Source organism: Pseudomonas sp. LFS074, assembly GCF_047978165.1.
GTDB classification, from domain to species: Bacteria; Pseudomonadota; Gammaproteobacteria; order Pseudomonadales; family Pseudomonadaceae; genus Aquipseudomonas; species Aquipseudomonas putida_P.
The window spans coordinates 1,139,474-1,159,596 of sequence record NZ_JBFPFV010000001.1 but is presented as its reverse complement, the minus strand read 5'-3'; the positions used below and the strand labels follow the sequence as shown (position 1 = coordinate 1,159,596).

Annotated in this window: 17 protein-coding genes; 8 read left to right on the top strand and 9 right to left on the bottom strand. The window is 63.3% G+C overall.

The annotated features are described in order from the left end of the window. The first annotated feature begins 89 nt into the window (after positions 1-89). Genes tatA through tatC form a run of 3 tightly spaced genes read left to right on the top strand, consistent with a single transcriptional unit; the run spans position 90 to position 1,371 of the window. Positions 90-323 carry a twin-arginine translocase TatA/TatE family subunit gene (gene tatA / locus ACNQP3_RS05310; RefSeq protein WP_012270732.1) on the top strand — a complete coding sequence of 78 codons (234 nt, stop codon included), beginning with the start codon at positions 90-92 and terminating at the stop codon, positions 321-323. After that, the gene (gene tatB / locus ACNQP3_RS05305) at positions 323-613 is read left to right on the top strand and encodes a Sec-independent protein translocase protein TatB (protein ID WP_012270731.1); all 291 of its coding nucleotides are present in this window, start codon (positions 323-325) and stop codon (positions 611-613) included. Before tatA ends, tatB begins: the two co-directional genes overlap by 1 nt. Beyond that, positions 610-1,371: a twin-arginine translocase subunit TatC gene (gene tatC, locus ACNQP3_RS05300; RefSeq protein ID WP_060492713.1), complete on the top strand. Its 762-nt coding sequence runs from the start codon at positions 610-612 to the stop codon at positions 1,369-1,371. Before tatB ends, tatC begins: the two co-directional genes overlap by 4 nt. Positions 1,372-1,411: 40 nt before the next feature. Here tatC and ACNQP3_RS05295 read toward each other — a convergent pair whose 3' ends face one another. Further along, positions 1,412-1,723 (bottom strand): NIF3 1, encoded by a 312-nt coding sequence (locus ACNQP3_RS05295; protein ID WP_012270729.1) that lies wholly within the window; start codon positions 1,721-1,723, stop codon positions 1,412-1,414. Between the two features lie 3 nt (positions 1,724-1,726). Further along, entirely contained in the window at positions 1,727-5,626 is a 3,900-nt protein-coding gene (gene purL, locus ACNQP3_RS05290) for a phosphoribosylformylglycinamidine synthase (protein WP_012270728.1), read from the bottom strand. Positions 5,627-5,858: 232 nt separating this feature from the next. Between purL and mltF the strand changes: the two genes are divergently transcribed. Next, positions 5,859-7,316 carry a membrane-bound lytic murein transglycosylase MltF gene (gene mltF / locus ACNQP3_RS05285; RefSeq protein ID WP_012270727.1) on the top strand — a complete coding sequence of 486 codons (1,458 nt, stop codon included), beginning with the start codon at positions 5,859-5,861 and terminating at the stop codon, positions 7,314-7,316. Between the two features lie 11 nt (positions 7,317-7,327). On the opposite strand, the gene tadA is transcribed toward mltF, so the two are convergent. The 6 genes from tadA to ACNQP3_RS05255 form a co-directional block, all read right to left on the bottom strand. After that, positions 7,328-7,807 carry a tRNA adenosine(34) deaminase TadA gene (gene tadA, locus ACNQP3_RS05280; RefSeq protein WP_060492714.1) on the bottom strand — a complete coding sequence of 160 codons (480 nt, stop codon included), beginning with the start codon at positions 7,805-7,807 and terminating at the stop codon, positions 7,328-7,330. Further along, positions 7,807-9,189 carry a multicopper oxidase family protein gene (locus tag ACNQP3_RS05275; protein ID WP_012270725.1) on the bottom strand — a complete coding sequence of 461 codons (1,383 nt, stop codon included), beginning with the start codon at positions 9,187-9,189 and terminating at the stop codon, positions 7,807-7,809. The genes tadA and ACNQP3_RS05275 overlap by 1 nt, the downstream gene beginning before the upstream one ends. A 204-nt stretch (positions 9,190-9,393) precedes the next feature. Then, complete coding sequence (gene guaA, locus ACNQP3_RS05270; protein WP_012270724.1) at positions 9,394-10,971, bottom strand: glutamine-hydrolyzing GMP synthase; 1,578 nt, start codon at positions 10,969-10,971, stop codon at positions 9,394-9,396. 78 nt (positions 10,972-11,049) lie between these two features. Further along, entirely contained in the window at positions 11,050-12,519 is a 1,470-nt protein-coding gene (gene guaB, locus ACNQP3_RS05265; protein ID WP_012270723.1) for an IMP dehydrogenase, read from the bottom strand. Between the two features lie 86 nt (positions 12,520-12,605). Next, positions 12,606-13,163 carry a hypothetical protein gene (locus tag ACNQP3_RS05260; RefSeq protein ID WP_012270722.1) on the bottom strand — a complete coding sequence of 186 codons (558 nt, stop codon included), beginning with the start codon at positions 13,161-13,163 and terminating at the stop codon, positions 12,606-12,608. 47 nt (positions 13,164-13,210) lie between these two features. After that, positions 13,211-13,966 (bottom strand): sulfite exporter TauE/SafE family protein, encoded by a 756-nt coding sequence (locus ACNQP3_RS05255; protein ID WP_012270721.1) that lies wholly within the window; start codon positions 13,964-13,966, stop codon positions 13,211-13,213. Positions 13,967-14,063: 97 nt separating this feature from the next. On the opposite strand from ACNQP3_RS05255, the gene ACNQP3_RS05250 reads away from it, so the two are divergent. From ACNQP3_RS05250 to leuA, 4 genes are all read left to right on the top strand, one after another. Beyond that, a complete protein-coding gene (locus ACNQP3_RS05250; RefSeq protein ID WP_012270720.1) occupies positions 14,064-14,942 on the top strand; it encodes a LysR family transcriptional regulator in 879 nt (292 codons plus the stop codon). 86 nt (positions 14,943-15,028) lie between these two features. Then, positions 15,029-16,408 (top strand): exodeoxyribonuclease VII large subunit, encoded by a 1,380-nt coding sequence (gene xseA, locus ACNQP3_RS05245; protein WP_264316858.1) that lies wholly within the window; start codon positions 15,029-15,031, stop codon positions 16,406-16,408. A gap of 3 nt (positions 16,409-16,411) precedes the next feature. After that, complete coding sequence (locus ACNQP3_RS05240) at positions 16,412-17,239, top strand: M23 family metallopeptidase (protein ID WP_012270718.1); 828 nt, start codon at positions 16,412-16,414, stop codon at positions 17,237-17,239. A gap of 371 nt (positions 17,240-17,610) precedes the next feature. Next, on the top strand, positions 17,611-19,284 hold the full coding sequence (gene leuA / locus ACNQP3_RS05235; protein ID WP_012270717.1) for a 2-isopropylmalate synthase: 1,674 nt from the start codon (positions 17,611-17,613) through the stop codon (positions 19,282-19,284). A 154-nt stretch (positions 19,285-19,438) separates the two neighbouring features. Here leuA and ACNQP3_RS05230 read toward each other — a convergent pair whose 3' ends face one another. Beyond that, positions 19,439-20,119: a bifunctional 4-hydroxy-2-oxoglutarate aldolase/2-dehydro-3-deoxy-phosphogluconate aldolase gene (locus tag ACNQP3_RS05230; protein ID WP_012270716.1), complete on the bottom strand. Its 681-nt coding sequence runs from the start codon at positions 20,117-20,119 to the stop codon at positions 19,439-19,441. Positions 20,120-20,123: the final 4 nt, after the last annotated feature.

The following is a 20,123-nucleotide window of genomic DNA, read 5'->3' as shown; positions in this document are numbered from 1 at the left end:
GTAGATGGCAATGCCCGTTCGTCATGCGCATGTCATCTAGGCGATGCAGGATTGCCCTTCCTTTTCATGGCCTTACAGGAGTGGTCGCAATGGGTGGCATTGGAATCTGGCAACTGGTGATCGTACTGCTGATCGTATTTCTGCTGTTTGGGACCAAGCGCCTCAAGGGCCTGGGCAGCGATGTGGGCGAGGCGATCCAGGGTTTTCGCAAGTCCATGGGCGGTGACAATGACGCCAGCACACCCGGCCAGGCGCAGATGCAGCAACAGGCCCCGCTGACCGGCCAGGCCACGCAGCAACCGCAAGCGGACCGTCAGGCCTGATGTTCGAGGTAGGCTTCAGCGAGTTGCTGCTGGTCGGCGTCGTCGCCCTGCTGGTGCTGGGCCCGGAGCGCCTGCCAGTGGCGGCACGCACCCTTGGGCGTGGCCTGGGCCAGGCGCGCCGGGCCATGCACGCCTTGCGTACGCAGGTGGAGCGCGAAATCGAGCTGCCCCACCTCGACAGCGCACCCTTGCAGCGCCTGGAACAGGAGATCCGTCAGGGCATCAGCCTGAATACAGAGCCGGCCAATGATGCGGCTACAGTCACGCTACCCAAGGAAAACGCCTCATGAGCAGTGCCATGGACCCGACGGCCAGCATGCCGTTGATTGAACACCTGCGCGACCTGCGCAAACGCCTGGTGCGTTGTCTGGGGTTGGTGGCATTGGTGTTCGCCGGCCTGTTCCCCTTCGCCCAAACGCTGTACACGCTCATCTCCGAGCCGCTTCGGCGCTTTTTGCCGGAAGGCGCGAGCATGATCGCCACCAGCGTCACCTCGCCTTTTCTGACGCCGTTCAAGCTGACCGCGATGTGCGCACTGTTCGTGGCCATGCCGCTGCTGCTGCACCAGGCCTGGGGCTTTCTGGCACCGGGGTTGTACCGCCGTGAACGGCGCATTGCCCTGCCGCTGCTGGTGTCGAGCATCGTGCTGTTCTATGCCGGCATGGCGTTCGCGTTCTTCCTGGTGTTTCCGATGATGTTCGGCTTTTTTGCCAGCGTGACACCGGACGGTGTGGCGATGATGACTGACATCAGCCAGTACCTGGACTTTATCCTGGCGCTGTTTTTGGCATTCGGGCTGGCATTCGAGATCCCGGTGGCGACCTTCATCGTGGTCTGGGTGGGGTTGGCCGATGTGGCCACATTGCGGCGCAGCAGGCCCTACGTGATCGTCGGGTGCTTTGTGGTGGGGATGATCCTGACTCCGCCGGATGTGTTTTCGCAGACGATGCTAGCGGTGCCGATGTGGATACTGTTCGAGGTGGGATTGCTGGCTTGTGCCTGGTTGAAGCGGCCTGAGCCCGGCAAGGAGATTGTGGCCGGCTTATAGAGCCCTTTCGCGGGCTTGCCCGCGAAGGCCTTGATGCAGTCTAGAACTGGGCGAGCTGCCAGACTTCGTAGGCTGGCGTCTCGTAGGGGTGGTTCTGCTTCAGGGCAGCGACGACCTGGGCTACCAGACCGTCAGCCACCACAAGCTCCACCTTCCACTCTTCCACCACCTCGACCTGGCCGGTTTGCCCGAGGAACGGCTGGCTGCCGTCCAACGGGCGGAACTGGCCCTGGCCCAGGGTTTGCCAGGCGCAGTGGTCATAGTCACCGATGCGCCCGCCACCAGCAGCGAACACAGCGGCCTTGACCACTTCGACGTGGCTGGCGGGGACGAAGAAGGCGAGCTTGTACACGCCTTAGTTCACCCACACCCGCGCGTTGCGGAACATACGCATCAGCGCAGCATCTTCCTGCCACTCGTCTGGGCGCCAGGAGTTCTGCACGGCGCGGAATACGCGCTCCGGGTGCGGCATCATGATGGTCACACGGCCATCGCGGCTGGTCAGGCCGGTGATACCACGCGGCGAGCCGTTCGGGTTGGCCGGGTAGGCTTCGGTGACCTTGCCGTGGTTGTCGACGTAGCGCAGGGCCACGCAACCGGACAGATCGGCTTCCAGCAATGCCGCTTCGTTGGCGAATTCGGCATGGCCTTCACCGTGGGCGATGGCGATCGGCATGCGCGAACCGGCCATGCCCTGCAGGAAGATCGAGTTGGACTTCTGCACCTCGACCATGGCCACGCGTGCCTCGAACTGCTCCGAGCGGTTACGCACGAAATGCGGCCAGTACTCGGTGCCCGGGATCAGCTCGTGCAGGTTGGACATCATCTGGCAACCGTTGCACACGCCCAGGGCGAAGCTGTCGGTACGCTCGAAGAAGGCCTGGAAGGCATCACGGGCACGGGCGTTGAACAGCGCCGACTTGGCCCAGCCTTCACCCGCGCCCAGCACGTCGCCGTAGGAGAAGCCACCGCAGGCGACCAGGCCCTTGAAGGCCTCGAAGTCGACACGGCCAGCGAGGATGTCGCTCATGTGCACGTCGATGGCAGCGAAGCCTGCGCGGTCGAAGGCAGCGGCCATCTCGACCTGGCCGTTGACGCCCTGCTCGCGCAGGATGGCCACTTGCGGGCGCACGCCCTTCTTGATGTACGGTGCGGCGATGTCATCGTTGACGTCGAAGCCCAGCTTGACCGACAGGCCCGGGTTGTCTTCCTCGAGCAGCAGGTCGAATTCCTGGTCGGCGCAGTCGGCGTTGTCGCGCAGGCGCTGGATTTGGTAGCTGGTCTCGGCCCACTGGCGCTGCAGCATGCGACGGTCATCGTCGAACAGCACCTCACCGTTCAGGCTGATGGACACTTCACCGTTGTTGACCGGCTTGCCGATCACTGCCACGCAACCTTCACCCAGGCCGGCTGCGCTGAACTGTGCCAGCACGTCCGGGGTGGCATCCTGGCGAACCTGGATGACCGCACCCAGCTCTTCGTTGAAGAGGATGGCTGGCACGTCGCCTTTGCTGTCGGTCAGCGGGTCGAGCTGCAGGTCGAGGCCGCAGTGGCCGGCGAAGGCCATTTCCAGCACGGTGGTGAGCAGGCCGCCGTCGGAGCGGTCGTGGTAGGCCAGCAGATGGCCGTCGGCGTTCAGGCCCTGGATCACGGCGAAGAAGGCCTTGAGGTCTTCGGCGTCGTCGACGTCCGGTGCCTGGGCCGCGATCTTGCCGTAGGTCTGGGCCAGGATCGAGGCGCCCATGCGGTTCTTGCCACGGCCCAGGTCGATCAGGATCAGGTCGGTCTCGCCCTTGTCCATGCGCAGTTGCGGGGTGAGGGTCTTGCGGATGTCGGTGACCGGGGCGAAGCCGGTGATGATCAGCGACATTGGCGAGGTGACGCTCTTCTCCACGCCCTCCTCGCTCCACTTGGTCTTCATCGACATCGAGTCTTTGCCGACCGGAATGGTAATGCCCAGTTCCGGGCACAGCTCCATGCCGACGGCCTTGACGGTGTCGTACAGGCGGGCGTCTTCACCTGGGTGGCCAGCGGCGGACATCCAGTTGGCCGACAGCTTGATGTCAGACAGCTTCTCGATACGCGAAGCGGCCAGGTTGGTGATGGTCTCGCCGATGGCCATGCGGCCGGAAGCCGGGGCATCCAGCAGCGCCAGCGGGGTACGCTCGCCCATGGCCATGGCTTCACCGGTGTACACATCGAAGCTGGTGGCGGTGACGGCGCAGTCGGCTACCGGAACCTGCCACGGGCCGACCATCTGGTCGCGGGCAACCAGGCCAGTGATGGTGCGGTCGCCGATGGTGATCAGGAAGCTCTTGCTGGCCACGGCCGGGTGGTTCAGCACGCGCTGCACGGCGTTGTCCAGGTCCAACTTGCTCGGGTCGAAGTCATCGCCCAGCTCGGCTTCGCGGGTAACCGAACGGTGCATGCGCGGTGGCTTGCCCAGCAGCACGTCCAGCGGCATGTCCACCGGGGTGTTGCCGAAGTGGCTGTCGCTCACGGTCAGGTGCGGCTCTTCAGTCGCTTCGCCGACCACGGCAAACGGGCAACGCTCACGCTCGCAGATGGCCTGGAAACGCTCGAAGTCGACCGCGCTGACAGCCAGCACGTAACGCTCTTGCGATTCGTTGCTCCAGATTTCGTGCGGGGCCATGCCCGGCTCGTCGTTGGGCACGTTGCGCAGCTCGAAGCGGCCGCCACGGCCACCGTCGTTGACCAGCTCCGGGAAGGCGTTGGAGATACCCCCCGCGCCCACGTCGTGGATGAAGGCGATCGGGTTGTCGTCGCCCAGCTGCCAGCAGCGGTCGATAACTTCCTGGCAGCGGCGCTCCATTTCCGGGTTTTCGCGCTGTACCGAAGCGAAGTCCAGGTCAGCCGAGCTGGCACCGGTAGCCACCGACGAAGCCGCGCCGCCGCCCAGGCCGATCAGCATGGCCGGGCCGCCGAGCACGATCAGTTTGGCGCCGACGGTGATCTCGCCCTTCTGCACGTGGTCTTCACGGATGTTGCCCATGCCACCGGCGAGCATGATTGGCTTGTGGTAACCGCGCACCTCTTCACCGTGCGGGGTGTTGATGGCCTGCTCGAAGGTACGGAAGTAACCGGTCAGGGCCGGGCGACCGAATTCGTTGTTGAACGCCGCGCCACCCAGAGGGCCTTCGATCATGATGTCGAGGGCGTCGACGATACGCTCAGGCTTGCCGTAGGCCTGCTCCCAAGGCTGTTCGAAGCCTGGGATGCGCAGGTTGGACACGGTGAAGCCGGTCAGGCCCGCTTTGGGCTTGGCGCCACGGCCGGTTGCACCTTCGTCGCGGATTTCACCGCCGGAGCCAGTCGATGCACCGGAGAACGGGGCGATGGCGGTCGGGTGGTTGTGGGTTTCCACCTTCATCAGGATGTGCACCGGCTCCTGCACCGCGCCGTACTGGCGGGTTTCAGGGTTCGGGAAGAAACGGCCAGCCACGTTACCGACGATGACCGAGGCGTTGTCCTTGTATGCGGACAGCACGCCTTCGTTGTGCATCTGGTAGGTGTTCTTGATCATGCCGAACAGGCTTTTTTCCTGAGCCTGGCCGTCGATGTCCCAACTGGCGTTGAAGATCTTGTGGCGGCAGTGCTCGGAGTTGGCCTGGGCGAACATCATCAGTTCGATGTCGTTCGGGTTGCGCTTGAGCCCCTGGAAGGCAGCGACCAGGTAGTCGATCTCGTCTTCGGCCAGGGCCAGGCCCAGGTCGATGTTGGCCTGGGCCAGGGCGTCACGGCCACCGGCCAGGATGTCCACCGAGGTCATCGGCTTGGGCTGGGCGTGGCTGAACAGGTCGGCCGCCTGCTCCAGCTGAGCCAGCACACGCTGGGTCATGCGGTCGTGCAGTTCGGCGGCGATCAGTGCAGCGTCAGCGTCGCTCAGGGTGCCGGCAACGTAGTAGGCGATGCCGCGCTCCAGGCGCTGGATCGACTGCAGGCCGCAGTTGTGGGCGATGTCGCTGGCCTTGCTGGCCCACGGCGAAATGGTGCCCAGGCGCGGCACGACCAGGAACAGGCGGCCGGTCGGCTCCTGTACCGGCACGCTCGGGCCGTACTTGAGCAGACGGCCCAGCACCTGCTGCTGGTCGGCGGTCAGCTCGCCGTCAACATCGGCGAAGTGGGCGAATTCGGCATACAAACCAGTAACAGCGGGGACTTTCTGGCTCAGTTGCTCGAGTAATTTACCGTGGCGAAAGGCAGAAAGGGCAGGAGCGCCGCGCAGGATCAACATCGTCGGGACAGCCTCAGGAAGGGGTGTGCTTAGAGGCCGTGCATTCTAGCCTAATTCGATGGCTTTCGGCACCTGCTCTAAGCCACGGCTGCCGGGCGGCGGAACCGGACTTTCGGGTCAAAAAAAAGCAGTACGCATGCAATCAATGCGGGAACAGCACATAACGCGCTACCAGACAACCTAACCGTTGTCGAGATATGGTTGGGCCAGTCCTTTGCGTATACTGCAACCTATGTTCGCCCACACTGCTTTGCGCCAGCGTTGCGCCAAATGGCTTTTCGCAACCGGACTCTTTCTGCTGCTCGGTGCCTGCGTTGAAAAACCCAGCACCCTCGAGCGCGTGAAGGAGGATGGCGTGCTGCGCGTGATCACCCGCAACAGCCCGGCCACCTACTTCCAGGACCGCAACGGCGAAACCGGCTTCGAATACGAGCTAGTCCAGCATTTCGCCGAAGATCTCGGCGTAAAGCTGCAGATCGAGACCGCCGACAACCTCGACGAGCTGTACGACGCCCTAGGCAAACCCTCTGGCCCGGTACTGGCCGCAGCCGGCCTGGTCAGCAGCGAGCGGCGCAAGGCCCAGGTGAAATACTCGCACCCGTACCTGGAAGTGACGCCACAGGTCATCTACCGCAACGGCCGCCCACGCCCGACCAACGCCAAGGGTCTGGTCGGCAAGAAAATCATGGTGCTCAAGGGCAGCAGCCATGCCGACCTGCTGGCTGAGCTGAAAAAGCAGAACCCTGGCCTGGAATATGAAGAGTCCGACGCCGTCGAGGTGGTCGACCTGCTGCGCATGGTCGATGAAGGGCAGATCGACCTGACCCTGGTCGACTCCAACGAACTGGCGATGAACCAGGTGTACTTCCCTAACGTGCGAGTCGCCTTCGACGTGGGTGATACCCGCGACCAGCGCTGGGCCGTGGCGGCAGGCGAAGACAACAGCCTGCTCAACGAGATCAACGAGTTTCTCGACAAGGCGCAAAAGAACGGCACGCTGCAGCGCCTGAAAGACCGCTACTACGGCCATGTCGATGTATTGGGCTATGTCGGTGCCTACACCTTCGCCCAGCACCTGCAACAACGCCTGCCCAAGTACGAAAAACACTTCAAGAGCTACGCCAAGGTCGAGCAGGTCGACTGGCGCCTGCTGGCCGCGATCGGCTACCAGGAGTCGATGTGGCAGCCGGAAGTCACCTCCAAAACCGGCGTGCGCGGCCTGATGATGCTGACCCAACGCACCGCCCAGGCGATGGGTGTGTCCAACCGACTGGACCCCAAGCAGAGCATTCAGGGCGGCGCCAAGTATTTCATGAAGATCAAGGAAGAGCTCGACGACAGCATTCAGGAGCCGGACCGCACCTGGTTCGCCCTGGCGGCCTATAACGTGGGTACCGGCCATCTGGAAGACGCCCGGACCCTGGCCAAGCGCGAAAAGCTCAACCCGAACAAGTGGCTGGACGTCAAGAAGATGCTGCCACGCCTGTCACAGAAGCAGTGGTACCGGCAGACCAAGTACGGTTATGCCCGTGGCGGCGAGCCGGTGCACTTCGTGGCCAACATCCGTCGTTACTACGACATCCTTACCTGGGTGACCCAACCGCAGCTCGAAGGCCAGGTGGCCGAGGGCAACCTGCATGTGCCTGGGGTGAACAAGGACAAGCCGGCGGATCAGTCGCCGCCGATGTAAGCCAATACAGGTCAGCCTTTGGCCCGGCGGGCCTTGAAGAACTCGCTGAGGATCTGCCCGCACGCCTCCGCCAGCACTCCACCCTCCACCATCACCCGGTGGTTCAGAAACCCTTGGCCGAAGAACTGCCCCTGGCTCTGTACGATCCCCGCCTTGGGCTCCAGCGCGCCAAACACCACCCGCATCACCCGCGAATGCACGATCAGCCCTGCACACATGCTGCACGGCTCCAGGGTCACGTACAGGGTGCTGCCGGGCAGCCGGTAGTTGCTGGCCGCTTTCGCCGCTGCGCGGATGGCCACCATTTCAGCATGCGCACTCGGGTCGCTGTCGATGATCGGCCGGTTGAAGCCCTGGCCAATCACCTGCCCATGCTGCACCAATACCGCACCCACCGGCACCTCGCCCAACGCCGCGCCCTCGGCAGCCAGCGCCAGGGCCAGGCGCATGAACTCCTGATCGCGGCTGCGATCGATGATCTGCGGACGCATCAGACCACCGCGATCGCGGCCATCAGGCCGGTTTCCATGTGGTCGATGACGTGGCAATGGAACATCCAGGTACCTGGGTTATCCGCCACCAGTGCAACCTGGGCGCGCTCGTTCTTGCCCAGCAGGTAGGTGTCGGTAAACCACGGCTCCTTGATGTCGTGGCGATTGGAGCCGATCACCTTGAAGCTCATGCCATGCAGGTGGATCGGGTGCTGGTACTGGGTCATGTTCTTCAGCTCGAAAATGTAGCTCTTGCCCTTCTGCAACGTGGCGATGGGGCGGTCGGCGCAGGTCTTGTCGGTGATGTCCCAGGCCTGGCCGTTGATCTGCCACATGCTGGACGGTTTGTCGGGGTCAGGGGTAACCGTGACGCTCGCCGCCCACTCGAAATTGAAGTTGAGCTTTTCGGCATTCTCCAGGTCTGGCTCGGCGATCGGGTTGGGTGGCAGCGCTGGCGGCCAGTCGCTTGGCGCGTCATTGCTGGCCACTGAACGCAGGGTGCCCAGGCGCACGAAACCGTCGCGCAGGGAGATTTCCTCACCCGCTTGGGGAATGCGGATAGCCAGGCAGATACGCATGCCGGGGCCAAGCCAGTAGTCGTCTTCCAATGGCCGTGGGGTCACTGGGTTGCCGTCCAGGGCATAGATTTTCGCTTCGCAGTTGCCCTTGAGATTGAGGCGGTAGGTCCAGGTGTTGTCCAGGTTCAGCAGACGCACCCGCACCACCTGGCCGGCTGGCAGCTCGGTGACCGAGTCGGCCTGGCCATTGATGGTGATCAAGCGCCCGGCGGTGCCGTTGCGCGCGGCCTCACGCGGGATGCTGAAGGGCAGCCAGGCGCCTTGCTCGTCTACATGCCAGTTCTTCAGGCTCAGCGTGCGCTCATGAAGGAAGCCAGTCGGTTCGCGCTCTTCGACGATCAGCGGCCCAACCAGGCCACGGCCCAGCTCTTCGGAGCTGCTGACATGCGGGTGATACCAGTAGCTGCCGGCGTCTGGTACGCGGAACTTGTAATCGAAATACTCGCCCGGCTTGACTGGCAGTTGCGAGACATACGGCACGCCGTCCATTTCCAGCGGCAGGCGGATGCCGTGCCAATGGATGGTGGTCTCGACCGGCAGGTGGTTGATGAAGCGTACCCGCAACCAGGTGCCCTGGCGCACGCGCAGCTCGGTACCCGGTGCCGACGGGCCGAATGCCCAGGCCTCGGTCTTGAAGCCCGGCACCAATTCGACGTCCAGGGGCGCTGCAATCAGCTCATAATCGTGGCCGGCGTTGTCATCTTCGACCTTGCCCAGCCAGTAACGCGCCGCGCCACCGGCGCCCAGGCCAACCACAACCAGGCCAGTGAGGCCCTTGAGCATTTGTCGACGGGTGAAGGACATCGGTGCGGGTACCTCGTGTTCTGCGCAATCAAGCTGCCAGCATTGGCTGGCGATGAAGGGCGAATACGATACACCTGCAAATGGGAAAGATTAAGTGAAGTCTTGTATCGGCCTGTGCTGGCCCCTTCACGGTTTTACCCGCGAAGGGGCCAGCACAGGAAACAGATACGACAAGGGCGCCTTACGGCGCCCTTGTGGCTCAACTTATTCCCACTCGATAGTGGCAGGCGGCTTGCTCGACACGTCGTAAGTAACGCGCGAGATACCGTCGATTTCGTTGATGATACGGCCGCTGACGGTTTCCAGCAGCTCGTACGGCAGGTGCGCCCAACGCGCGGTCATGAAGTCCACGGTCTCGACGGCACGCAGGGCCACGACCCAGGCGTAGCGACGGCCGTCGCCAACGACGCCAACCGACTTGACCGGCTGGAACACCACGAACGCCTGGCTGGTCTTGTGGTACCAATCGGCCTTGCGCAGTTCTTCGATGAAGATGTGGTCGGCGCGACGCAGGATGTCGGCGTATTCCTTCTTCACTTCACCGAGGATACGCACGCCCAGGCCCGGGCCTGGGAACGGGTGGCGGTAGACCATGTCGTACGGCAGGCCCAGCTCCAGGCCGATCTTGCGCACTTCGTCCTTGAACAGTTCACGCAGCGGCTCGACCAGCTTGAGGTTCATTTCCTCTGGCAGGCCACCCACGTTGTGGTGCGACTTGATCACATGGGCCTTGCCGCTCTTGGCACCCGCCGACTCGATCACGTCCGGGTAGATGGTGCCTTGGGCGAGGAACTGGATGTTTTCCAGCTTGCTGGCTTCGGCATCGAAGATGTCGATGAAGGTGCGGCCGATGATCTTGCGCTTCTTCTCTGGGTCGGCTTCGCCTTCCAGGTTGTCGAGGAACTGCTTTTCAGCATCGGCACGGATCACCTTGACGCCCATGTTCTCTTTGAACATGGCCATCACCTGGTCACCTTCGTGCAGGCGCAGCAGGCCGTTGTCGACGAATACGCAGGTCAGCTGGTCGCCGATGGCACGGTGCAGCAGCGCGGCAACCACCGAGCTGTCAACACCGCCGGACAGGCCCAGCAGGACGTTGGCCGAACCTACTTGTGCACGCACCTGGGCGATGGCGTCTTCGACGATGTTGGACGCGGTCCACAGGGCTTCACAGCCGCAGATGTCCTGCACGAAGCGGGACAGGATGCGACCGCCCTGCTTGGTGTGGGTCACTTCCGGGTGGAATTGCACGCCGTAGTAGCCGCGGGCATCGTCGTACATGCCGGCGATCGGGCAGCTTGGGGTGCTGGCCAGGATGTTGAAGTTGCCCGGCATCTGGGTGACCTTGTCGCCGTGGCTCATCCACACGTCCAGGCCCAGCACGCCGTCGTCGTCAACGTGGTCTTCGATGCCGTCGAGCAGGCGGCTCTTGCCGACCACGTCCACGCGGGCATAACCGAACTCACGCAGGTCGGAACCTTCGACCTTGCCGCCCATTTGCTCGGCCATGGTCTGCATGCCGTAGCAGATGCCCAGCACGGGTACGTTCAGGTCGAACACGGCCTGCGGCGCGCGCGGGCTGTTGGCTTCGTGAACCGACTCGGGGCCGCCGGCGAGGATGATGCCGCGCGGGTTGAATTCGCGGATCGCTTCATCGTCCATGTCGAACGGGTGCAGTTCGCAGTACACGCCGATTTCGCGCACGCGGCGGGCGATCAGCTGGGTGTACTGGGAACCGAAATCGAGGATCAGGATGCGGTGAGCGTGAATGTCGAGGGCCATGACTCAATCTCGTCAGTGGAAATCGGAAACGACGCGGGGCTGTCGTGACAGCCCCGCTTTAGGTTGTAGCTGGAAGCCTCAGCCTACGCGGTAGTTAGGGGCTTCTTTGGTGATCTGCACGTCATGCACGTGCGACTCGGCCATGCCGGCACCGGTGATGCGCACGAATTCCGGCTTGGTGCGCATCTCTTCGATGGTTGCGCTGCCGGTGTAGCCCATGGACGAACGCAGGCCGCCCATCAGCTGGTGGATGATCGCGGCCAGGGCGCCTTTGTAAGGAACACGGCCTTCGATCCCCTCAGGAACAAGCTTCTCGGCGCCGGCCGAGGAGTCCTGGAAGTAACGGTCGGACGAGCCTTGCGCCTGTGCCATGGCACCCAGCGAGCCCATGCCGCGGTAGGCCTTGTAGGAACGGCCCTGGAACAGTTCGACTTCGCCTGGGGCCTCTTCGGTACCGGCGAACATCGAACCCATCATCACGCAGGAAGCACCGGCAACGATGGCCTTGGACAGGTCACCGGAGAAGCGGATGCCGCCGTCGGCGATCAATGGTACGCCAGTGCCTTCCAGTGCGGCTGCGACGTTGGCGATGGCGCTGATTTGCGGCACGCCGACACCGGCAACGATACGGGTGGTGCAGATGGAGCCCGGGCCGATACCGACCTTGACGGCATCAGCGCCCGCTTCGGCCAGGGCCTTGGCAGCAGCGCCAGTGGCGATGTTGCCGCCGATCACCTGCACTTGCGGGTAGGTTTCTTTCACCCAGCGCACGCGGTCGATCACGCCTTTGGAGTGGCCGTGGGCGGTGTCGACCACCACCACGTCAACGCCTGCGGCTACCAGGGCAGCAACACGCTCGCCGGTGTCCTTGCCGGTGCCGACGGCGGCGCCGACACGCAGGCGACCTTGGTCGTCCTTGCTGGCCAGCGGGTAGGCCTTGGCCTTTTCGATGTCCTTGACGGTCATCATGCCTTTGAGGTTGAACTTGTCGTCAACGATCAGGACTTTTTCCAGGCGGTGCTTGTGCAGCAGCTCACGGACTTCGTTCTTGTCGGCGCCTTCGCGGACAGTGACCAGACGCTCTTTGGGCGTCATCACGTCGCGGACCTTGGCGTCCAGGCGGGTTTCGAAGCGTACGTCACGGGAGGTGACGATGCCGACCAGGTCGCCATTCGCCAGTACCGGAACGCCGGAGATGTTGTTCAGGCGGGTCAGGTCGAACAGGTCGCGCACGGTGGCGTCGGCCTCGATGGTGATCGGGTCCTTGACCACGCCAGCCTCGAACTTCTTGACCTTGCGTACTTCGCCGGCCTGCTGTTCGATGGTCATGTTCTTGTGGATGATGCCGATGCCGCCTTCCTGGGCCATGGCAATGGCCAGACGCGCTTCGGTCACGGTATCCATGGCGGCGGAAACCAGCGGAATGTTCAGCTCGATGCCACGGGTCAAACGGGTCTTGAGACTGACTTCATTAGGCAGTACCTCGGAATAGCCAGGTACAAGGAGGATATCGTCGAAGGTCAGGGCTTCTTGGCTGATACGCAGCATCGCGGGGGCTCCCGGGCGGGAAAAATGGAAGCGCGCCATTATACTCATGCACGGCGCGCCGCTCAATGCAAAATAAGGGCCTTCGGTCAGCCTTGTGGCAGTTTTACCTGTACCACGGCCACCGGCTGGTCGAGCCAGTCGGCGAAGCTGTCGAGAAAGGCCTGGGTGAACCCGGCCTCGCCCCAGTTGTTGAAGATGAACCCCAGGTTGGAAAAGGCACATGGCTGCAGGTAAATGAAGCCATTGATGTCATCTTCGAAGCCGCACAGCGGGCACGTGAAGTTATCGCTCACTCCCGGCATCCACTCTTCCAGGCTTTCGAACAGCGGCTCGCCCACCTCGCGCCGGCACTCCGGGCAACCGGCTTCTTCGAGGAAGCCCTCGGTGGGGGTATAGATGCAGCGCTTGAGCATCACTTCCAGGCCGTTGGCCTGCGCGCCGAAAGGCAGTTTTTCCGGGTGCAGGGCCACCTTGCGCGCCCCTGCCGCCAGGGCATGGCCCATGCGGTTGCCGGTGCGGCCACAGGTGGTCAGCTGTTCCTCGACCACCTTTTCGCGCACCAGCCAACGCAGGATGGCGCGGGCACGGGCTTCGTGCACCGGGACGGTAGACAGTTTGGGAACGATGATGCTCTGGGTGTTCATGAACGGGTCAAGCCTGAAAGACTGCGGTAATGGCGCAATTCTACCGCTCAGGCGCTCAGGTAGCGACCGATCAACGCCAGGCCGCTGGCTAGCACCAACCAGGTGACCAGGCGCACGAAAGCTTCACGGGACAGCCGGTTGGTCAACCTGCGCCCCACCCAGAGCCCGACGAACATCACTGGCAGCAAGCAGGCGGCGAGCAGCAGCAGGCTTTGGTCAGCATAAACGCCGGCAATCAGGAACAGCGTCAGGCGCACTACCGTGCTGCAACTGATGAGCGCGCTTTGAGTGGCACGCACCTGCTCTTTGACTTCCAGCCGCGCGCTCAGGTAAAGGGCGTAAAGAAACCCACCGCTACCGAACAAGGCCCCGAACAACCCGCCTGCCGTCCCCATCGGCACCGCCCACAAGCCCGACAGACTGGCCGGCCGCACTTTGACTGCCAGCCCGTACAGCGCATAGGCGGTCACGAACACCCCCATCAACAGCAGCAAGAGGTCGGACTTCAACTGCAGCAGGAACACCACGCCCAACGTGCAACCCAGGGCCATGAACGGCAGCAGCCGCAGCAACTCGCCGCGCACTACATCCCGGCGCGACGGCAGCAGGTTGCCGAAGGCGGCGACAAAGTCCAGCAACACCAGCAGCGGGATGATGCGAGACAAAGGCATGAAGTGGATCAACACCGGGCCGGCCACCAGCGCGGTGCCAAAGCCGGCGATACCGAAGACGATGTAGGCAACGCCGACACCCAGCAGAATGGGTAGCCAATCAAGGCCGGAAAACGACAATTGAGCAAGCATGGCGGCAGTTCCTGGGAAGACAGGCAAAGGTTAGCCAGCGATGAGTCATGCCGACTAATATGCCTTTATCGCCACAGCCATCTCGAAAAGGCATGACATGACGTCGATCCGCCAGTTGCGTTACTTCGTGGAAATCGCCGAATGCGGCAGCTTCAGCGGTGCCGCCGAGCGGTTGTACATCGCCCAGTCGGCATTGAGCCGGCAGATCACGGCGTTGGAACAGCAACTGGGCACGCCGCTGTTCGAGCGCACCGCGCGCCTGCCACGCCTGACACTGGCCGGGCAGGCATTTCTGGAGCGGGCCCGCCGCTTGCTGGCCGACCTGGCACAGGCCGAGCGGGTTACCCGCGACATCGGCGACGGGCTGAAAGGCAGCCTGCGCCTGAACCATTCCAGCACCGTACCGGTGACAGGCCCGTTGCTGGGTCGCCTGGGCAACTACCTGAAGGACAACCCCGGGGTTTCACTGGAGATTGCACAGCAATCGTCGGAGGCACAGCTGGAAGATATTGCTGGCGGGCGGTTGGATATCGGCCTGCTGCGTTTGCCGGTGCTGCGCCAGCATGAAGGTGTGGTGCTGCATGAACTGTTCCGCGAGCCCTTGCTGCTGGCGGTCGCCGCTGGGCATCCCTTGGCCAACGCCCAGCAAGTTCAGTTGGAGCGACTGCGGGAAGAACGCTTCATTTCCATCCCGCACCGAGATCGCGGCGGCTTGAGCTATCTGTCGGCCTCGTTGTGCATGGACGCTGGCTTCTTCCCGCAGGCGGCGCAGGTGTTGTCACGCAAGACGACGCAGTTGCAGCTGATTCAAGCGGGGTTTGGGGTGGCGCTGTTGCCAGCGTGCATGCGCGAAATCGCGCCGGCGTCGGTCAGCTTCGTGGCGCTGGAGGGTGACTGCCAGAGCACAGTGGCGCTGGCCTGTCGACGCGATGCGGGGCAGATGGTGCGGCAGTTCGTAACGACGATGCAGGCTTGAAGCTGCGACCGCGACAGGTCCGACCACAGATGCGGTGACAGGGCCGGGACAGACAACCGGGGCTGATGTCCTTTATGATGCCTGCCATGATCAAAGACCCCTTCGAACGACTCGGCCTGGACCGCGAGGTCCTTACCGTCAGCCAACTCAATGGCCGCGCCCGCGTGCTGCTGGAAGACGTGTTCCGCAGCGTCTGGGTGGAAGGCGAAATCTCCAACCTCGCCCGCCCGGCGTCCGGCCACATGTACTTCACCCTCAAGGACAGTGGCGCCCAGGTGCGTTGTGCGTTGTTCCGACAGAACGCCACACGGGTGCGCCAGGCCCTGCGCGACGGCCTGGCGGTGCGGGTGCGCGGCAAGGTTTCGCTGTTCGAGGGGCGTGGCGACTACCAGCTGATTCTCGACACCGTCGAGCCGGCCGGCGATGGTGCCTTGCGGCTGGCCTTCGAGGCGCTGAAGGAAAAGCTCGGTGCCGAGGGGCTGTTCAACACCGAACGCAAGAAGCCGCTGCCAGCCCACCCGCAACGCATCGGCATCATCACCTCGCCCACGGGCGCTGTGATCCGCGACATCATCAGCGTGTTCGGCCGCCGCGCCCCGCAGGTGGAACTGAACTTGGTTCCTACGGCAGTACAAGGCCGCGAAGCCATCGCGCAGATCGTGCGCGCCATTCGCCTGGCCGACAGCCTTGGCTTCGATGCACTGATCCTGGCCCGTGGTGGCGGCTCGCTGGAGGACCTGTGGTGCTTCAACGAAGAAGCCGTGGCGCGTGCCGTGGCCGCCTGCGTCACCCCGATAGTCAGCGCCGTGGGCCATGAAACCGACGTATCGATCAGCGACTTCGTCGCCGACATGCGCGCGCCCACCCCGTCTGCCGCCGCCGAGCTGCTGGCCCCCGACAACAGCGGCCTGCAGCAACGCCTGGATGGCCTGCAGCGGCGCCTGCTGCTGCGCATGCAGAACCGCCTGACCCACGACCGCCTGCGCCTGGAGTCACTGACCCGGCGCCTGCGCCACCCAGGCGAGCGCTTGCGTCAGCAGGCACAGCGCCTGGACGACCTGGACATGCGCCTGCGTCGCGCCTTCATGCTCAACCTCAACCAGCGCCGCGAACGCCTGGCGCGCCTGGACACCCGCCTGGCCGCGCAGCACCCGGGGCGTAACCTGAAGCTGTTGAAACAACGCCTGGACAGCCTGGCCGAGCGCCTGCCACGGGCCATGCGCGATGTGTTGAAAGACCGTCGCCAACGCTTCCAGGCCCAACTGCAAACCCTGCAGGTGGTCAGCCCGCTGGCCACCCTCGCCCGCGGCTACAGCATCCTGCTGGACGACCAGGGCCAGGCCATTCGCAGCGCCGAACAAACCCGCAATGGCCAGCGCCTCACCGCCCGCCTGAACGAAGGCGAGCTGCTGGTGCGGGTCGAAGACAACCACCAGACCCCGGTCACCCTCTCACTACTGGACTGACACATGCCCCGCCTGTTCGCGCCCCTGCTTGCCCTTTCCCTGCTGCTGCTGGCTGGCGGCGCCCAGGCCAGCTACATCACCCGCACCCTGAACAAACCGGTCCCGGGCGGCGTGGCAGTGGTCGACCTGGGCCCCGCCGCCAGCGCGCCCAGTGCCCGTTTCGACGGCAAGCCAGTGCTGGTGGTGAAGGAACAGGACAACTGGCTGGCCATCGTCGGCATCCCGCTGACCCAGAAGCCCGGCACCGCAATGCTGAACCAAGGCGGGCGCTCCCTGCCTTTCAGCGTCGGCAGTAAAAAGTACCCTGAGCAGCGCATTACCCTGAAGAACACCCGCCAGGTCAACCCGAACCCGGCCGACCTCAAGCGCATCGACCGCGAGCTGGCCGAGCAGATCAAGGCCTACCGCAGCTTCAGCCCGAGCCTGCCGAGTAACCTGATCCTCGACAAGCCGGTCAACGGCCCGCTGTCGAGCAAGTTCGGCGTGCGCCGTTTCTTCAACGGTGAAGAACGCAACCCGCATGCCGGGCTGGACTTCGCGGTGCCTGCGGGCACGCCGATCAAGACCCCGGCCAATGGCAAGGTGATCCTGGTGGGGGATTACTTCTTCAATGGCCGCACGGTATTCGTCGACCATGGGCAGGGCTTTATCAGCATGTTCTGCCACATGTCGAAGATCGACGTGCAGGTGGGGCAGCAACTGCGCCGGGGCGAGGTGGTCGGGCGCGTAGGTTCGACCGGGCGGGCAACCGGGCCGCACATGCACTGGAACGTCAGCCTGAATGATGCGCGGGTGGACCCGGCGATTTTCATTGGCGCGTTCCAACCCTGAGACCTGTGCCAGCCCTATCGCGGGTTTACCCGCGATAGGGCTCACACGGCCTGCAGCAAAACCTCTGTGTTGCGCCTTCGAAAAATACTACGCAAGCATCCAGAAGCACCTAACAAAATCCAGCTATAAAATCTCGCCGAGCAGCTTTTTTTAAGCATTTCTCTCAATTTTCCCCGAACACTTGCCATCCCCCACCCCACTGGTTAAGTTTGAAGGCATGAAAACCTTCAGCACCCTCATCCTGCTCCGACAACATCGCAGCCTCTGCCTGGTCAGCGCCCGACTACCAGGCTGAATCGCGTCGCCTCGCCTCCTCATCTCGTTATTGCTCGGCAGGCCCGATCTCGGCCGCACACAAAAGGATTGCTTCCATGACCATGCTCAAAGACCCTTCGAAGAAGTACCGCGCTTTCCCGACCATCGACCTGCCTGACCGCACCTGGCCGTCGAAGACCATCACCGAAGCACCTATCTGGTGCAGCTCCGACCTGCGTGATGGCAACCAGTCGCTGATCGAGCCGATGGATTCGGAGAAGAAACTGCGCTTCTGGAAGACCTTGGTGCAGGTGGGCGTGAAGGAAATCGAAGCCTCGTTCCCGTCTGCCTCGCAGACCGATTTCGACTTCGTGCGCACCCTGATCCAGGACGGCCACATCCCGGACGACACCACCATCCAGGTGCTCACCCAGGCCCGTGAAGACCTGATCGCCCGCACCTTCGAGTCGCTGCGCGGTGCCAAGAAAGCCATCGTCCACCTGTACAACGCCACCAGCCCGTCGTTCCGCCGCATCGTCTTCAATCAGGACAAGCAAGGCGTGAAGGACATCGCGGTGAACGCGGCCAAGCTGTTCGTCAAATACGCTGCCCAGCAGCCGGAAACCCACTGGACCTTCCAGTACTCGCCAGAAACCTTCAGCGCCACCGAAATGGAATTCGCCAAGGAAGTCTGCGACGCGGTCATCGAGGTGTGGAACCCAACACCTGAACACAAGATCATCCTCAACCTGCCGGCCACCGTGGAAGTGTCCACGCCAAACATCTACGCCGACCAGATCGAGTGGTTCTGCCGCAACGTCAGCCGCCGCGACAGCGTGATCATCAGCCTGCACTGCCACAACGACCGTGGCACCGGCATCGCAGCCACCGAGCTGGGCCTGATGGCCGGTGCCGACCGCGCCGAAGGCTGCCTGTTCGGCAACGGCGAGCGTACCGGTAACGTCGACCTGGTGACCTTGGCACTGAACCTCTACACCCAGGGCATCGACCCGCAGCTGGACTTCTCCGACATCGACGGCGTGCGCAAGGTGGTCGAAGAGTGCAATCAGCTGCCAGTGCACCCTCGCCACCCGTATGTTGGCGACCTGGTCCACACCGCGTTCTCCGGCTCGCACCAGGATGCCATCCGCAAGGGCTTCGCCAAGCAGCAGGAAGGCGAACGGTGGGAAGTGCCGTACCTGCCGATCGACCCGGCCGACATCGGCCGCAGCTACGAGGCGGTGATTCGCGTCAACAGCCAGTCGGGCAAAGGCGGCATCACCTACCTGCTCGAACAGGAATATGGCATCAGCCTGCCGCGCCGCATGCAAATCGAGTTCAGCCAAGTGGTGCAAGGTGAAACCGACCGCCTTGGCCTGGAAATGACCGCCCAGCAAATCTACAGCCTGCTGCACAAGGAATACCTCCAGGCCAACGCGCCATACGCATTGGTCAGCCATCGCCTGCAGGAAGAAAACGGCCACAGCGCCGTGGAAGTGGAAGTGGCCGGTGAAGGCGAAACCACCCTGCACTGGCGCGGCAAGGGCAATGGCGCCCTGGAAGCACTGGTGGCTGGCTTGCCGATTGCCGTGGAGATCATGGACTACAACGAGCACGCCATTGGTGCGGGCACCAATGCCAAGGCAGCGGCCTACATTGAACTGCGCGTGGCCGGTGGCCGCCCGGTACATGGCGTAGGCATCGATGAAAACATCACCACCGCCAGCTTCAAGGCACTGTTCAGCGCGCTGAACCGCTCGCTGAGCCAGCAGGAGGCCAAGGCGGCCTGAGCCCTACGGCAAGCATGAGAAAGCCCGCATCGTTTGATGCGGGCTTTTTTATTGCCTGTGCCCGCGATAGGGCCAGCACAGGCACTGCAAAAAAACCGGACAAAAAAAGGGGCGCCGACCAAGCGCCCCATAAGCCGTAAAGCACACAACAAATTCAGTTGGCGTCCAGCAGCGCCATCGCCTCCGCACTGCACGCCTCAATCCGCGCCCAGTCGCCGTTCTTGATCCAGCTGCTGTCGAGCATCCAGGTGCCACCCACGCACATCACATTGGGCAGTGCCATGTAGTTGCGCACATTGGCCGGGTTCACGCCGCCCGTGGGGCAGAAGCGAATATCACCGAACGGGCCGCCAAAGGCCTTGATTGCCGCCACACCGCCGCTGATTTCCGCCGGGAACAACTTGAAGCGACGGTAGCCCAGGGCGTAACCCATCATGATTTCGGATGGCGTGCTGATGCCTGGCAGCAGCGGAATTTCACTGTCCACGCCCGCTTGCAGAATGTCCTGGGTAATGCCCGGTGTAACGACGAACTGCGCGCCGGCAGCCTCGACGGCGGCGAACATACTGCGATCAAGCACGGTGCCGGCGCCTACGCACAACTCCGGGCGCTGTTCACGCAGCACCTGGATGGCCTTCAGGCCATGCTGCGAGCGCAGGGTCACTTCCAGGGTACGGATGCCGCCAGCGGCCAGGGCATCAGCCAGCGGCAGGATGTCTTCCTCACGGGCGATGGTGATGACCGGCAGGATGCGCGCCTTTTCGCAAATGGCGTCGATCCGCGCGGCTTTATCAGCCATCGAGAGCTTGGGCTGTGGGCGTTCGAGGGTGGTCATGACT

Coding starts and splice junctions, on each gene's coding strand:
- ACNQP3_RS05275 (WP_012270725.1), bottom strand. CDS start 9,189: ATGTCCTTCACCCGTCGACAAATGCTCAAGGGCCTCACTGGCCTGGTT.
- ACNQP3_RS05260 (WP_012270722.1), bottom strand. CDS start 13,163: ATGAACACCCAGAGCATCATCGTTCCCAAACTGTCTACCGTCCCGGTG.
- ACNQP3_RS05255 (WP_012270721.1), bottom strand. CDS start 13,966: ATGCTTGCTCAATTGTCGTTTTCCGGCCTTGATTGGCTACCCATTCTG.
- guaB (WP_012270723.1), bottom strand. CDS start 12,519: ATGCTGCGTATCAGCCAAGAAGCCCTGACCTTCGACGATATCCTCCTT.
- leuA (WP_012270717.1), top strand. CDS start 17,611: ATGACCATGCTCAAAGACCCTTCGAAGAAGTACCGCGCTTTCCCGACC.
- tatB (WP_012270731.1), top strand. CDS start 323: ATGTTCGAGGTAGGCTTCAGCGAGTTGCTGCTGGTCGGCGTCGTCGCC.
- guaA (WP_012270724.1), bottom strand. CDS start 10,971: ATGGCCCTCGACATTCACGCTCACCGCATCCTGATCCTCGATTTCGGT.
- tatA (WP_012270732.1), top strand. CDS start 90: ATGGGTGGCATTGGAATCTGGCAACTGGTGATCGTACTGCTGATCGTA.
- mltF (WP_012270727.1), top strand. CDS start 5,859: ATGTTCGCCCACACTGCTTTGCGCCAGCGTTGCGCCAAATGGCTTTTC.
- ACNQP3_RS05230 (WP_012270716.1), bottom strand. CDS start 20,119: ATGACCACCCTCGAACGCCCACAGCCCAAGCTCTCGATGGCTGATAAA.
- tatC (WP_060492713.1), top strand. CDS start 610: ATGAGCAGTGCCATGGACCCGACGGCCAGCATGCCGTTGATTGAACAC.
- xseA (WP_264316858.1), top strand. CDS start 15,029: ATGATCAAAGACCCCTTCGAACGACTCGGCCTGGACCGCGAGGTCCTT.
- ACNQP3_RS05250 (WP_012270720.1), top strand. CDS start 14,064: ATGACGTCGATCCGCCAGTTGCGTTACTTCGTGGAAATCGCCGAATGC.
- tadA (WP_060492714.1), bottom strand. CDS start 7,807: ATGCGTCCGCAGATCATCGATCGCAGCCGCGATCAGGAGTTCATGCGC.
- purL (WP_012270728.1), bottom strand. CDS start 5,626: ATGTTGATCCTGCGCGGCGCTCCTGCCCTTTCTGCCTTTCGCCACGGT.
- ACNQP3_RS05240 (WP_012270718.1), top strand. CDS start 16,412: ATGCCCCGCCTGTTCGCGCCCCTGCTTGCCCTTTCCCTGCTGCTGCTG.